Annotated in this window: 18 protein-coding genes; 14 read left to right on the top strand and 4 right to left on the bottom strand. The window is 38.3% G+C overall.

Features of this window, described 5'->3' with window-relative positions; translation table 11 throughout:
* Nucleotides 1-10 precede the first annotated feature (10 nt).
* On the bottom strand, nucleotides 11-139 hold the full coding sequence (locus tag ACLFMM_RS03260) for a hypothetical protein (RefSeq protein WP_410807283.1): 129 nt from the start codon (nucleotides 137-139) through the stop codon (nucleotides 11-13).
* 130 nt (nucleotides 140-269) lie between these two features.
* On the opposite strand from ACLFMM_RS03260, the gene ACLFMM_RS03255 reads away from it, so the two are divergent.
* The 4 genes from ACLFMM_RS03255 to ACLFMM_RS03240 all read left to right on the top strand — a co-directional run bounded on the left by ACLFMM_RS03255 (nucleotide 270) and on the right by ACLFMM_RS03240 (nucleotide 3,135).
* A complete protein-coding gene (locus ACLFMM_RS03255; RefSeq protein ID WP_410807282.1) occupies nucleotides 270-1,007 on the top strand; it encodes a SagB/ThcOx family dehydrogenase in 738 nt (245 codons plus the stop codon).
* A gap of 277 nt (nucleotides 1,008-1,284) precedes the next feature.
* The gene (locus ACLFMM_RS03250) at nucleotides 1,285-2,055 is read left to right on the top strand and encodes a radical SAM protein (RefSeq protein WP_410807281.1); all 771 of its coding nucleotides are present in this window, start codon (nucleotides 1,285-1,287) and stop codon (nucleotides 2,053-2,055) included.
* Between the two features lie 25 nt (nucleotides 2,056-2,080).
* A complete protein-coding gene (locus ACLFMM_RS03245) occupies nucleotides 2,081-2,308 on the top strand; it encodes a hypothetical protein (RefSeq protein ID WP_410807280.1) in 228 nt (75 codons plus the stop codon).
* 41 nt (nucleotides 2,309-2,349) lie between these two features.
* Complete coding sequence (locus tag ACLFMM_RS03240; RefSeq protein ID WP_410807279.1) at nucleotides 2,350-3,135, top strand: helix-turn-helix transcriptional regulator; 786 nt, start codon at nucleotides 2,350-2,352, stop codon at nucleotides 3,133-3,135.
* On the opposite strand, the gene ACLFMM_RS03235 is transcribed toward ACLFMM_RS03240, so the two are convergent.
* The gene (locus ACLFMM_RS03235; RefSeq protein ID WP_410807278.1) at nucleotides 3,132-4,058 is read right to left on the bottom strand and encodes a ribose 1,5-bisphosphate isomerase; all 927 of its coding nucleotides are present in this window, start codon (nucleotides 4,056-4,058) and stop codon (nucleotides 3,132-3,134) included. The two genes, ACLFMM_RS03240 and ACLFMM_RS03235, sit on opposite strands and share 4 nt — an antisense overlap.
* A gap of 99 nt (nucleotides 4,059-4,157) precedes the next feature.
* On the opposite strand from ACLFMM_RS03235, the gene ACLFMM_RS03230 reads away from it, so the two are divergent.
* The 10 genes from ACLFMM_RS03230 (at nucleotide 4,158) to ACLFMM_RS03185 (ending at nucleotide 13,986) form a co-directional block, all read left to right on the top strand.
* A complete protein-coding gene (locus tag ACLFMM_RS03230) occupies nucleotides 4,158-4,502 on the top strand; it encodes a DUF5518 domain-containing protein (protein ID WP_410807277.1) in 345 nt (114 codons plus the stop codon).
* A 10-nt stretch (nucleotides 4,503-4,512) separates the two neighbouring features.
* The gene (locus ACLFMM_RS03225; protein WP_410807276.1) at nucleotides 4,513-4,800 is read left to right on the top strand and encodes a hypothetical protein; all 288 of its coding nucleotides are present in this window, start codon (nucleotides 4,513-4,515) and stop codon (nucleotides 4,798-4,800) included.
* A complete protein-coding gene (locus tag ACLFMM_RS03220) occupies nucleotides 4,801-5,364 on the top strand; it encodes a hypothetical protein (protein WP_410807275.1) in 564 nt (187 codons plus the stop codon).
* A 64-nt stretch (nucleotides 5,365-5,428) separates the two neighbouring features.
* Complete coding sequence (locus ACLFMM_RS03215; protein WP_410807274.1) at nucleotides 5,429-6,799, top strand: NAD-dependent succinate-semialdehyde dehydrogenase; 1,371 nt, start codon at nucleotides 5,429-5,431, stop codon at nucleotides 6,797-6,799.
* 395 nt (nucleotides 6,800-7,194) lie between these two features.
* On the top strand, nucleotides 7,195-8,562 hold the full coding sequence (locus ACLFMM_RS03210; RefSeq protein WP_410807273.1) for an NAD-dependent succinate-semialdehyde dehydrogenase: 1,368 nt from the start codon (nucleotides 7,195-7,197) through the stop codon (nucleotides 8,560-8,562).
* On the top strand, nucleotides 8,563-10,200 hold the full coding sequence (locus ACLFMM_RS03205) for an acetolactate synthase large subunit (RefSeq protein WP_410807272.1): 1,638 nt from the start codon (nucleotides 8,563-8,565) through the stop codon (nucleotides 10,198-10,200).
* Nucleotides 10,201-10,602: 402 nt separating this feature from the next.
* Nucleotides 10,603-11,538: a glycine betaine ABC transporter substrate-binding protein gene (locus ACLFMM_RS03200; protein ID WP_410807271.1), complete on the top strand. Its 936-nt coding sequence runs from the start codon at nucleotides 10,603-10,605 to the stop codon at nucleotides 11,536-11,538.
* A gap of 50 nt (nucleotides 11,539-11,588) precedes the next feature.
* Nucleotides 11,589-12,713, top strand: coding sequence for an ABC transporter ATP-binding protein (locus ACLFMM_RS03195; protein ID WP_410807270.1), 1,125 nt, complete (start codon nucleotides 11,589-11,591; stop codon nucleotides 12,711-12,713).
* Nucleotides 12,714-12,733: 20 nt separating this feature from the next.
* Complete coding sequence (locus ACLFMM_RS03190) at nucleotides 12,734-13,378, top strand: ABC transporter permease (RefSeq protein WP_410807269.1); 645 nt, start codon at nucleotides 12,734-12,736, stop codon at nucleotides 13,376-13,378.
* Complete coding sequence (locus ACLFMM_RS03185) at nucleotides 13,372-13,986, top strand: ABC transporter permease (protein ID WP_410807268.1); 615 nt, start codon at nucleotides 13,372-13,374, stop codon at nucleotides 13,984-13,986. Before ACLFMM_RS03190 ends, ACLFMM_RS03185 begins: the two co-directional genes overlap by 7 nt.
* On the opposite strand, the gene ACLFMM_RS03180 is transcribed toward ACLFMM_RS03185, so the two are convergent.
* Nucleotides 13,987-14,136 carry a hypothetical protein gene (locus ACLFMM_RS03180; RefSeq protein ID WP_410807267.1) on the bottom strand — a complete coding sequence of 50 codons (150 nt, stop codon included), beginning with the start codon at nucleotides 14,134-14,136 and terminating at the stop codon, nucleotides 13,987-13,989.
* A gap of 110 nt (nucleotides 14,137-14,246) precedes the next feature.
* Nucleotides 14,247-14,585, bottom strand: coding sequence for a class I SAM-dependent methyltransferase (locus ACLFMM_RS03175; RefSeq protein ID WP_410807297.1), 339 nt, complete (start codon nucleotides 14,583-14,585; stop codon nucleotides 14,247-14,249).
* Nucleotides 14,586-14,613: the final 28 nt, after the last annotated feature.

Here is a 14,613-nt window from a genome sequence, read left to right as displayed (position 1 = left end):
ACATCTCTAATTATTGTTCCGGATTTGTTTCTTTATCTTTGCATTTATTGATTTTTTCCTGAACATCTTCCCTTATCTGCTGTTTTGCAATACCTCTATACCTTGTCTTTTTCCTATCCATTGTAGTACCTTTTTCCATGAACGCAGCACCTCATTTGAACCTTTTTTGAAAACTACTATGACTTCATGGTATATCTTATTTTCCAACGGAAATTATCGGAAAAAAATCTAATATAGATTGCATATATAAAGGGATATAGGCGTAATAAATGGTGGGGGATACAGGTAAGGAATTTATTGAAAAGACTAAATTTCGACATATAGATAAACCGGGTCAGATGAAGGGGCATCGAAGCCCCCCACTTGAACTGGAATTTGATAGTACAAAAACTCTGATTGATTTGCCAGAATCTGAAAAGATTTCTGTAAATGATTTTGATTTAGCACAGGTTATTGAAAACCGCAGAAGCTTTCGTCAGTATTCAAAAAAAGCTTTAAGTCTGGAAGAATTGTCTTATTTGCTATGGTGTACACAGGGTGTCAGAGAATACATACCAAATGCCGCTACCTTCAGAAATGTCCCATCCGCAGGAGCCAGACATGCTCTTGAAACCTATTTACTGATAAATAATGTAGAAGGTTTGAAACCAGGACTTTACCGGTTTTTGGCGATTGAACATAAATTGCTTGAACTGGATACAGAACCCAGTCTGGCAGATAAAATTACCGATGCATGCCTTGATCAAAGTTTTGTAAAAAACAGTGCAGTAACTTTTGTCTGGACAGCAGTTGCAGAAAGAATGACATGGCGTTACGGAGGTAGAGGTTATCGATATCTGTTCCTTGATGCAGGTCATGTATGTCAGAACCTGTATTTAAGTGCCGACTCAATAGGTTGTGGTGTATGTGCGATAGGTGCTTTTCTGGATGATGTACTAAATACCCTGTTGCGTATAGATGGTGAAAACCAATTCTCTATATATTTGGCGGCGGTGGGTAAGAAATAAGTATCATTTTTATAAAATATTTGGTTAATCCATAAAGTAATCAATCAATAAACGTGAAAAAATTCATATTAAATTATAGTCAATAACTCAATATTTGTTGCTTATAATTATATGAACAAATGATGAAAGACATTGCAAATTAATAACAAATAATCTGTGCTCAAATATAGATATATCTTTTATATGGGTTTGTTGATGTACTGACAATCGAGTATATTGTAGGGGTGTATAGGAATACCTTGGTTGGTTATGTGAAGCCATTCCAGGGGGGTTAATAATGACTGAAATTGAAAGTTCCTATAAGAAACAGACAGACAACATGGCAAGGATTATTGAAACCGGTTTTGAGAACCTGGTTATAAGGAAATTATTGAAATTTGCGACAAAAAGAAATGGTAATGAAAGGTGTCTTGATAAAATATTAAAAAGTTATGACTTAAATGATGATGTAAACCTCTCATTAGGGGATAAGCTAACTGAAAAAATCGTCATCAAAATAGTGGATTCAGTCGTAAGCAGAACAAGTATTACTGAAGAAGATGTAAAATCCAATCTTCAAATCGATTACTGGAGAAGGGGTCTGGTATCTACACTGGAAGGAATTGCATGGAGAGGACTTGAGAAACCCTTTACTTCTTATGCATCTTTTATGGTGGTCTGGAATTTTAAAAATGCTTGCAACCTTAAATGCAAACATTGTTATCAGATTTCAGGAAACAAACCAACTACTAACGATTTGACAACAGAAGAAAAACTGAAAGCTGTTGATGAGATGGCGTATGCAGGAGGAGCCTATATATCATTATCCGGTGGGAACCGCTTTTTACAAAGGATGTTTATCAGGTGGAAAAAAATTGTTGATAAATATATGTGTTTTGCCATTGCTACAAACGGTACTATGCTTACTAAAGAAAATGCACAGAAGTTAAAAGATAGCGGATGTTGCTATGCTCAGATATCCCTGGATGGAAACAGAGAAACACATGATGAATTCCGGGGTATGCCTGGAGCCTTTGATAAAACAGTACAGGAATCAAAAATTCTGTAGATGCTGGACTTTTGACAAAACTATCATGACCGCGACAAAGGACAATCTGAATGAGGTTGAAGATATTATAAACCTGACAGAAGAACTCGGAGCATGTACATTTATGCATTACAATTTTATTCCATCTGTCAGAGGTAAGGAAATCATTGATAAAGACCTGTCACCGCAGGAACGGGAAAAATTGCTGAAATACCTCGCAAAAGAATGTGATAAACGGGATATATCAATCCTTTCAACTGCTCCGAAATTTTAATATTGTAATGGTTTTATAACTATCATCAACGAGGTAGTCCCATGAAATCATCCCTGATTGATACAATATTTCTCTCCGAAAAAAGGAAAAACCTACTTCTATTACTGGATGAAAGTCCCAAAAACAGTGAAGAAATTAAAAAATCTCTAAATGTCACATCAACATCGATAATGCCGCAAATCAAGAAATTGACAGATGGTGAACTGGTTATAAAAAAAGAAGGATTGTATAAACTATCCGAACTCGGGGAATTAATTGTAGAAAAAATGCGTCCTCTACTGGATACATTAAAAATTATTGAAGAAAACCATGAATACTGGGCAAACCGGGATTTGGAGTCGATACCGAGACACCTTTTGAGTAGAATCGATGAACTTGATGATTGTGAGATAATTGAACCGGAATTAAATTCCATGTTTGAACCGGTAAAAGAGGTGGTAGACAACCTGTTGTTGTCAAGGGATGTTAAGATGGTTTCTGCTTTTTTCAGACCTAATTATCCGACACTATTTAAGCAACTTGTTGAAAATGGTGCCATTATCTCCCTTATTTTAACAGAATCCGTTTTTAACAGGTTTCGGAATGATTATGAGGAAGAATTACAATTATTTTTGGATTCAGAAAATACAAGTCTTTTTATCTGTAACTGTGATTTAAAATTCGCATCTTCTATAACGGAAAGATTCATGTCAATGGCACTTTTTTATAAAAGCGGAATCTTTGACTACAGGCAATTGATAACTTTTAATGACAGTGCACTTATATGGGGCAATGAACTGTTTTCATATTACAGACAAAAATCAAAAGAAGTAACCAGCCTTTATTAACCGATGTCACTGAGTTCCCAGCCAAGATATTCTTTTATTATGATATATGCCATACCCGGTGGAATGACTCCAGCATCTGTTACTATAAGGTCGATGTATTCGGCTGGAGTAACGTCAAAAGCAGGGTTCTTGACGTTAACATGAGGTAAGTCCTTAAGTTTATCAGGATCCATAACTTCATCAATGGGTCGGTCTTCTATTTCTATCAGGTTTCCCTGTATTGTTCTGGGACTGAATTTGTAGGTTTCTGCGGCAACCAGAAAATTCACCCGTGCTTCATGAGCCGATAGTGCAAGCTGAGAGGTTCCTATTTTATTAACAAGTGCGCCATTGACAGAAATAGCATCTGCACCCACGATTACCTTGTCCACATCCTTTATACACGACCTTACAGCAGAATCAACAATGTATGTGGTAGGGATTCCATAATCATTGAGATATTTGATATTAAGCAATCCCTGTTTCCTGGGTCTGGATTCGGTAGTTATTACCGATATGTTTTTGCCATGTTCAAATGCAGTTGTGATGGCTGATAATGCAGCATGGGAATTGCAGTGGGTTAGTATCACATCTCCATTCTGTATCCGTCGTGCGCCAATATTACCGATGTTATCAAGTGCATCATCAGCCTGTTTGATGAATTGGTTGGCATTGTTTATGATTTCTTCTCTGGCACCATCCACGTTTTTTTTGCTGTATTTTACACTCATCCAGACTGCATTTGGGAGGGATACCGCAGTAGGACGGGTATTAACAAGTGTTTTTGCAGCTTTCTGGACTTTATAATCGAATTCCTGTATGGTATAAGCATCCAAATTTCTGACATAATCACGGATAGCTATTGCAGCAGCCTTGGCAATTCTACCGGCGCCACGTATCTCCATTGTGCGAATCTTTTCTGCGGTTTCCTGTAACTGGTCCATAGTTGATAATTGAGTATGGATGGATTTATAGGTATCCTTATTTAGTTCAACAATTTATATATCTCCGGAACGTTTTCTACTAATAGAGGAGTATTCATAATGAGTGAAGAATTTAAAGGCGCGGTAATCGGTCTTGTGTGTACAATTATTCTGTATTTATTGCCGTTTATAGATATACTGGCACCATTAATAGGTGGTTTTATCGGGGGTTATGCAGGAGCAAAGGATGCTTGGGACGGATTGAAAGTAGGTATTCTGATGACAGTCCTAATGGTCATTCCAGGTATTATACTGGCAGCACTTCTTGGGTCTATATTTAGTTTTGTACCTTTGTTAGGGGCATTTTTTGCAGGCTCTACTATTATCCTGATAATAATACTTGTGGCACATACAGCAATATTTGGGATACTGGGAGCAATTGCTGGCGGTCTTCTGGCAGGTTAACATAAAAATAATGAAACTTAGTAACGTTAGTGGGGTTGTGCGTTCAATAGAATTAGGCTATCTTCCAAATCTTGCAATAATACTTCTGGTTATAGCAACTGCTATTGCTAGTGTTATTATCTATCCATTATTATTTAACTATACGTCCCTGATTGAAAGTATCTTATCGGGCACCCGGGCTATTATATCTGTTTTTCTTTCCTGGGCAATGGCAAGAGAACTCGATCCTGACCATGATCTTTCTGCTCTATTTGTGGCATGGATGATGTTTGTTTTTATTTTTATTTTTCCTTTTTAGTTGTCAGGTATTATTTTACTGGTCTGGATATTACTGATTATACGTGTTATAAACAGAACAAGTGGGAAACATGCCAGCATTCTGGATTCATTGGTTATAATGGGGTTTGGAGTCTGGTTCACCTATCAGGAAGGTTGGATATATATGCTTATCACACTTCTGGTATTTTTGCTGGACAGCTGGATGAGCTCACCAAATAAAAATCATCGATATTTTGCATTTATTTCATTTATAATCTTAGTTGCGTCAATCATTTTCGGTGTATCTATGACCTTAAATATCCCATCATTTTTAAACAGGTTGATTCTTTTACTCATATCAATACTGTTTTTACTGCAGATATCTGCATCATCCAGAATCCGTTCTTTTGACGATCAAGGGATATGTCGTCTGGAATCCAAACGAGTTAGGGTATCACAGCTGATGATACTGATTACAGGACTATCGATAGTATTTTTGGGTAATGATTATGGTATGATGTCAATGATTCCTTTATGGGTTGCAATATCGGGGGTTTCGGTGTACAGGTTAATTATTGTAACAGGAAAGTACTTGAGTTTGTGAAAATAAACTCAGATATAATAAATGATGGTCATAAAATTACAGAATTTTGAAACCGAGGCAAATCATGAAATCAAAAATAACATCCATCAACCCTGCAACAGAAGAAGCGAATGGAACATATGAACTTTATTCAGAAGAAAAAATTAATGAAATATTAAAAAATTCAGAACAGGCTTTTCTAGAATGGAGCAACCTTGGTGTTTCAAAAAGGGCAGAATATCTTGCAAATGTAGCGGACGTATTAAGAAAACGCAAATCTGAACTTGGAAAAATAATCACCGGAGAAATGGGGAAACCCATAAAACAGGCAGTAGGTGAGATTGAAAAATGTGCAGGTACCTTTGAATACTTTTCGAAAAATGCAGAGGAGTTGATGCAGCCTGAGATTATGGAATCAGATGCAAAAAATTGCGGTATTTATTTTGAACCCTTGGGGGTTATTCTGAGTATAAAACCTTGGAACTTTCCGTTCTGGCAGGCTATAAGTTTTGCAGCACATGCACTTGCAGGAGGTAATGTAATATTACTGAAACACTCCAGCTATGTACCCATGTGTGCACTTGAAATAGAGGGGGTATTCAGAGAAGCAGGATTTCCTGAAGGAGTGTACCAGACACTGCTGATGGATGGCAAGACTGCCTCTTCGTTAATATCAAGGGATGAAATTGCAGGAGTGTCCTTTACAGGCAGTACATCCGCAGGGAAGACTGTGGCGGAAGAAGCTGGAAGGAACATGAAAAAATGTATTCTTGAAATGGGAGGAAGTGACCCGTTCATAGTTCTGGATGATGCAGATATTGAAAAAGCGGCAAAAACCGGTGCTTCCAGCAGATATATGAATGCGGGTCAAACTTGCATATCTGCCAAACGGTTTATTGTAGAGGAAGGAGTTGCAGAGGAATTTGCCTCTAAATTTGTAGAAGCCACCAGAAGTTATGCACCAGGCGACCCACTGGACGAGAATACAAAATTGGGTCCTCTTGTAAGGGATGAACAGCGAATACTGCTTGAAAAACAGGTAAATGATGCGGTATCAAAGGGATCTAAAGTGATTTTTGAAGGTGGTAAAACTAACGGTAAAGGATTCTATTATTCACCTGTAGTTCTGACCGATGTACCCAGAGATTCCAGAGTCATGAGAGAGGAGACCTTTGGACCGGTGGTACCGATTATTACTGTCAAAGACGAAAAGGAAGCCGTCGAAGTGGCCAATGGTACACGATTTGGGCTTGGTGCTACAATATGCAGCCAGGATGAGGGAAGGGCTCATAACCTTGGGAAACAGTTGAATGCAGGAACAGTATTTGTGAATTCAGTACTCAAACCGGAGCCTCAGCTTCCTTTTGGAGGTATCAAGGACAGTGGTACAGGAAGAGAGCTATCAAGGTTTGGGTTCTATGAATTCATGAATATAAAAACAATGAAAGAATATTGAGTTATTGTAATCCCTGACATACTATTTATTGAATATATTCGCAGTGTAAGGGAGGTGTGGGTTTTTCGAAAATCTCTATAGTATTATATTTGGAACTGTTAAACTTGAAGTTTGGGTTGAATGAAACCAATGTAAAATATTGAATCCCGGGTTTAAACATCCCTTTTATAATAGGAGAAACATATCAGATAACAAGCCTGTTTAAAAATCCGGGTACAGGTTGAAAGGGGGATTGTAGGATATCTGATTTAGTACGGTTAAAAGATATTATCAGTTCAAGTGGATTCTCAAATGTATTATTTTTTTACAATCACAACTGGAACTCTTTTAATCTGTTATTCGGTTATATTAAAACGAAAATTGATTACATTATTGGATAAGGAGGTATCAAATACATGGATAAAATAGTATCTGTTAATCCTGCTACAGAAGAGGTAAACAAGGAATTTGATTATTTCTCTCAGGAGAAAATCGATGAAATATTAAAAAAATCAACAGAAGCTTTTAATGAATGGAAGAATCTTGAATTATCCAAAAGGTCTGAATACCTGAACAATGCCGCATCCAGTCTCCGTGAAAGGAAAGAAGATCTTGCACAAACGATTACAAAAGAAATGGGAAAACCCATCAGACAATCGGTATCCGAAATTGAAAAATGTGCATGGGTCCTTGAACACTTTGCTGAAAAGGCAAAACAGTATATGGAGCCTGAATTTATTGAAACAGATGCAGAAACCTCTGGTGTGGTATTTGAACCACTCGGAACTATAATGACCATAATGCCGTGGAATTTTCCGTTTTGGCAGGCATTACGTGTAGGTGCGGCAGCACTTGCAGGAGGTAATGTGATACTGCTGAAGCATTCCCATCACGTACCTATGTGTGCACTGGAAATAGAGGGGTTATTTAGAGAAGCGGGGTTTCCGGAAGGAGTGTATCAGACAATGCTGGTGGATGGCAATACTGCCTCGTCATTGATATCAAGGAACGAGATCGCAGGTGTATCACTAACAGGCAGTACATCCGCAGGGAAAACTGTAGCAATAGAATCCGGCAGGAACATAAAAAAATGTGTCCTTGAATTGGGAGGTAGTGATCCTTTTATTGTCCTGGATGATGCGGATATTGAAAAAGCAGCAGAAGCGGCAGCTGCGGGAAGATTTACTAACACAGGACAGAGCTGTATTGCAGCAAAACGGTTTATTGTTGTGGAAGATGTAATTGATGATTTCATTTCAAAGTTTGTAAATGCGACTAGAAACCTCAAGATGGGAGACCCCATGGATGAAAACACTGATATCGGACCTCTTGTAGCTGATAAACAAATCACATTGCTTGAACAACAGGTAAACGATGCGGTATCAAAGGGAGCTAAAGTAGTTTTTGAAGGTGGTAAAACCGAAGGCAAAGGATTCTATCATTCTCCTGTGATTCTTACCGATGTACCCAGTGATTCCAGAGTCTTGACAGAAGAGACCTTTGGACCGGTGGCACCTGTTATATCTGTCAAAGATGAAAAGGAAGCTATTAAAGTGGCCAATGACACCGAATACGGTCTGGGGGCAAATATCTGGACTGAAGACCGGGAGAAGGCGGTCCGTCTGACAAGAGATTTAGATGCAGGAAATGTCTCTGTAAATTCGATTACAAAATCCGACCCGAGGTTGCCTTTCGGTGGAATCAAAAAGAGTGGTGTAGGTAGAGAACTTTCGCGATTTGGTTTTTATGAGTTCATGAATATCAAATCCATGAAGGTGTACTGAATGAAAGCTAGTGACCTCTTTGTTAAGTGTCTGGAAAATGAAGGAGTTGAATACATTTTTGGAATACCGGGTGAAGAGACCCTTGACCTTGTGGACTCTCTTTCACGATCCAATATAAAATTTGTAGTCACAAGGCATGAACAGGGTGCAGCATTCATGGCTGATGTCTATGGAAGGCTTACGCATAAACCAGGTGTATGTCTATCCACCCTGGGGCCAGGTGCAACCAACCTTATGACAGGTGTAGCTGATGCCTATCTGGACAGAGCTCCACTGGTAGCAATAACAGGGCAGGCATCACTGGAAAAAATGCATAAAGAGGCACACCAGTACATTGATGTTGTTGATACCTTTAAAAACATTACAAACTGGAACAGGAAAATAACCCGCCCAGATTTCATACCAGAAATTGTGCGAAAGGCGTTTGATATAGCCTGCGACATACCAGGTTCGGTTCATATCGAATTACCAGAAGATATAGCAGCTGATGAAACCCATAAAAATCCTCTTCAAACAAAAACCTATTCCCATAAAAGCGAACATGATGAAAACGAACTTATAAAAGCAGTTGAACTTATAAAACAATCATCCAGACCTGTGATCCTTGCAGGTAATGGAGTAACAAGAGAGCAATCTGACAGGGAACTTGCAGAGTTTGTGGATAATGTAAAAATTCCGGTAGCTACTACTTTTATGGGTAAAGGTACTGTTCCAGCAGATGATGATTTATATATCGGTTCAGTAGGACTTCAAAAAAAGGATTATCTAATGTGTGGGTTCGATGTAGCAGACCTTGTAATCTGTGTAGGTGTAGATCCTGTTGAATACAGTCCCCGTATGTGGAACCCTGACGGTTCAAAAACAATAATACATATCCATAATAAACATCCGGAAATAGATTCAAGTTATCTTCCAGAGTGTTCTCTTATAGGAAATCTGAAACATTCGCTGTATAGCCTAACAAAAAATTGTGGATTTGAAAAGGGTATGACAGATTCGGTTGCAAAACTTAAACAGATCATGGACAATGAGCTAATATCCTATATGGATGACACTTCATTTCCTTTAAAGCCGCAGAAAATACTTCATGATATAAGGACCAGCTTTTCCAGAGATGATATCCTTATAAGTGATGTTGGAGCTCATAAACTCTGGATAGGGAGACTCTTTCCTGCGTATGAACCGAATACAGTTCAGATATCCAATGGACTGGCTTCAATGGGTTTTGCACTTCCGGGAGCTATTGCTGCGAAACTGGTGTATCCTGAAAAAAGGGTTGTTGCAGTTGCAGGTGATGGTGGATTTATGATGAATGTCCAGGAACTTGAGACTGCAAAACGACTTGGATGTGACTTGGTAGTCGTTATATTTAACGATTCCAAATATGGGGTAATCGAGTGGAATGAAATTGAAAAATTTAAAACATCATATGGGGTTGATTTTTCCAATCCTGGTTTTGTACAGATGGCGCAGAGTTTCGGGGTTAATGGGGTAAAAATCGAAGCAACGGATGAACTTGTTCCAAACCTCCAGAATGCACTGGAAAAAGGCGGTATCTGGGTTTTTGATGTGGAGGTTGATTATAAAGAGAATATAAAGCTTGGTGAAAAATTGCGGGATATGATTTGCAAGTTATGAAAAATATATTCTGCATATAAAAAATATAAGGTTGGTAAAATTCAATTCTGAGGGGATGAATGGCCAACCTTTTTAATATATGCATTTTATTCCAGATCAAGAGCACGGTCGAAATCATCGAACTGCTCATAATATCTGGCGCGCTCAATCAGATCTATTAACGTGTCGTCCATCTGATTCGCCTCAAGTACCAATGTGTTTTCAAGATATATAAATGAAAACCATTTGAAATGAAAATATTATTTTTTGTTGGAAATAAAAATTGAACAGGATTTACAGGATATCGTTATAAATATATACTTCTTTAGAAAACGCAAATCTTTTTACCAATTGCACTCAATCATTGTCTGATAACAATTTAAGAACTAGATAAGTGGTCTAAACTATTGTGGGGAACAATAAATGAAATGGAAAGTCATTGTTATATCACTTATGCTCATTACCGCTATAATGGCGAGTGGGTGTGCACAGAATCCTCAAACAAATGAAACGGATACTAACCCGAACTCAGATGAAACGATTGTTATAGGGTCCAAACTCTTCCAGGAGTCCTATATACTTGCTCACATGCTTTCAATTTTACTGGAAGAAAATGGTTACAATACCGAAGTGGAGCAGGGCCTTGGGGGAACATTTGTCAATTTTGAAGCACTGAAACAGGGACAGATTGATGCCTATGTTGAATACACTGGAACCGCCTACAGCCAGATTCTTAAAAACCCCTCACCTGATACATGGGAATCCCAGATGATATATAAGGAAACCAAAGAGGGAATGCTTGAAGAGGAAAATATAGTTATAGCAAACAGACTGGGCTTTGAAAATGCCTATGCTATTGCAGTGGATGAAGAATGGGCGGAATCTCATAATATAACAAAACTGAGTGATCTTGAAGGTTATGCATCAGACATGGTAGTTGGAACAGACCCTGAATTTGCTACCAGGAAGGACGGACTTCCACAAATAAAAGAAGTTTATGATTTTGAATTCAGAGATTACAAACAGGGGGCACCATCTATCATGTATAAATCCATTAAAAACAAGCAGGTGGATGCTATATCTGCATATACCACAGATACCAAAAATGAACTGTTTGACCTCAGGGTTCTTAATGATGATAATGCCGCACTTCCACCATATGATGCTATAACAATAGTAACCAGTGATTTTGCATCCAGACATCAAGATGCAATGGATGTATTCGGTCAGTTGAACAATACTATAGACCAGGAGAAAATGAGAAATCTGAACTATCAGTATGATGTGGAAAATAAAGAAGCAAGAGATATTGCAAGGAACTTCCTTGATAAAGAGGGATTGATAGAAAATAGCAACTAAATTCAATATTTCAGTTAACTTTTTATTTTTATCAGGAACTAGTGAATCAGATGGTGTCCAGAAAATTTTTTGACCGGATAGATTCGATACAGCTTGAAAACATCACAAAAAAATACAATGACAATTTTGCAGTCCGGGATTTGGACCTTGAAATACAGGGAGGAGAATTACTAATTCTTATAGGTCCAAGTGGTTCTGGTAAAACAACCACCCTTCGAATGATAAATCGCTTAATCGAGCCCGATGAAGGTCAGATTGTTATTAACAATCAGGATATTATGCAGTTTGACCCTGTGAAATTAAGGAGAAATATCGGGTATGTAATTCAGGATATTGGATTATTTCCCCATATGACAATCAGGAACAATATAGGTCTCATACCAAAACTTGAAGGCTGGTCGCAGGATAAGATTACGGAGAAAGTAAAAGGTTTGTTGGATTTTGTGTCCCTGCCGCCTGACCAGTTTCTGTACCGATATCCTAACCAGTTAAGTGGTGGACAGCAGCAGAGGGTGGGTCTTGCAAGATCACTGGCCATGGACCCTCCACTTTTGCTAATGGATGAGCCGTTTGGAGCTCTTGACCCGATATTAAGGCGTCAGTTACAGGATGAATTCTTCAGGATAAAACAGGAGCTTGGAAGAACGATTGTTTTTGTGACACATGATATAGAAGAGGCATTCAAGCTCGGGGACCGGGTTGCAATTATGGATGGTGCAGAACTTATCCAGATTGGAAAACCTGAAGACCTGATATTCAATCCAGAAAATGAGCTTGTATCCGATATTGTGGATAGTAACCATAAGTTCAAACACATGGATGCACTTCATGTTAAAGACCTGATGACTCCTATGGATGATAAATACATCTTTGATGCAAACCTAAAAGTTAGTGATGCCATATCCAGAATGACAGAATACAACATGGAACTGGGGGTTGTATTTAATGGTTCGGATTTTAAAGGTACAGTACAAATGGTGAACCTGTTAAAATATGAAAAAGATGAAAAATTGCATGATGTCGCAGTACCATCAACCGTATTTTCTCCCACACATTTTGTATCTTTAGCCCTCTCTGAGTTAAAAAATAAAAACGAGTCATTTGCAGTTGTGATGGAGAATGAGACTCCTCAGGGTCTTCTTCTCTCCAATGAAGTCTTTTTAAAACTTATCTAATATATATTGAAGGTGAGATATTGGTATCGGTTCTCAACGACATTTTCCAGGTCTGGCAAACGCATTCACTAACATTGAGAACTATTGAGCATCTGTACATGTTCAGTGTAGCACTGTTGATATCTTCTGTTATTGGAGTAGTTCTGGGAATTACCATATATTACAACCGAAAACTTGCCAATCCGGTACTGAATTTGTTAAATATTTTTGAAACCACACCAGATATCGCACTTCTTGTGATTCTATTGCCTCTAGCAGGATTGGGTACTCTTCCCACTATAATAGCATCTATACTGTATTCGTTGCTCCCTATTACCAGAAATACATATACTGGTTTAAAGGGAGTGGATAGAAAATACATCAATATATCACAGGCTCTTGGTCTTTCACCCAGAGAAATATTGTTTAAAGTACGGATTCCAATGTCATTGCCCCTTATTGCGGGAGGAATACGGATAGCACTGGTGTTTACCATGGGGCTGGTAACACTTGGTGGTTTGATTGCTGCCGGAGGTCTTGGTACTACACTGCAAACCGGTATTCAGCTGTATGAGGTAAATACCATCCTTGTTGCCGGGATATGGACAGGGTTACTTGCGGTTATACTCGACGGATTTGCGGGGATAGTTGAAAAACGTCTAAAAGCGAGGTATGAAATATGGTAACTTTGGAGACAATTGCAGATGCTACCTTCCAGCATATTATACTGGTTTATATGACCCTTATAGCAAGTATTGTTGTATCCATACCCCTTGCTTTTGTATCGGTTGAAAGTGAAAGACTGGCAAACTGGATTATGAAGACGGCCAATTTATTACAAGCGGTTCCAAGTTTTGCAGTGGTTGCGATTGTTGTACCATTAATAGGCATTGGTTTTACACCTGCATTGATTGCTATCATTGTAAGGGCATTGCTACCGATTATAAAAAATACCTATATAGGTCTATTAAATATAGACCCATCACTGATTGATTACGCACATGGAATAGGAATGACCAGGTGGCAGATAAACCGTTATATACGCCTGCCAAATTCCTATCCCGCCATATTCGCAGGTATAAGGTTTTCAGCACTACTTGCAAACAGTATAGCGGTATTGACTGCACTTATCGGAAGCGGAGGCCTGGGAGAACTGGTTTTTGAAGGGCTTGTAAGTTTTAATACTGATAGAATTCTTGCCGGAGCTATACCTGCAATATTACTTGCACTGGCAAGTGACAGTTTACTGGCAATGCTCGAAAAAAAATTGACACCGATAAACCTCAGGGAATAATCATTTTTTTTGGGGTCTCAGGAACAATACGGCAGGTTTCTCCCATACCCATTCCCTTTCAATTATTTCAAAACCTGATTTCTGGAAGATATCTACAAGTTCACCGGATTTAAAATTGTGCCAGTATTTTGGTTTTCCATAGAGTATCACCCACTTTATTAATTTGACCTTTTCCAGAATACTGGAATCTCCGTAACAATAGGTAATGCTCAGATACTCATTACCCTTTTCCAGAATGCTATTTCTCTCCTGAACTACATTTAATGGGTTTTCATGGTCTGTAGTACATTACAGCTAACAATTTTGGTAAACATGCTTTTATCAAAGGAGAGGTCGTAGGCATCTTCCACCTGAAATTTGAGATTTTTATATCTGATTTCTACATTTTTCTGCTTTGCACTCTCAATCATATCATGTGATATGTCAGTGCCTGTGACACTTTTACATATGGGAGCTATATAAAAGGCAAAATCACCGGTACCAGTACCAATTTCCAGTACACTGTCATCAGGCTTGATATATGAAGCTATTTTTGGTTTAAATACTTCATACTGTTTTTTGAAGTTATTTTTTATCCAGTCATCATATTTCTGACTAATCTTGCTCCAGTATCGGCTCTCTTCTTAT

This window comes from Methanohalobium sp. (assembly GCF_046546175.1).
Classification (GTDB): domain Archaea; phylum Halobacteriota; class Methanosarcinia; order Methanosarcinales; family Methanosarcinaceae; genus Methanohalobium.
The sequence above is the reverse complement of the archived record's forward strand: the minus strand, read 5'-3'. Positions and strand labels throughout refer to the sequence as shown.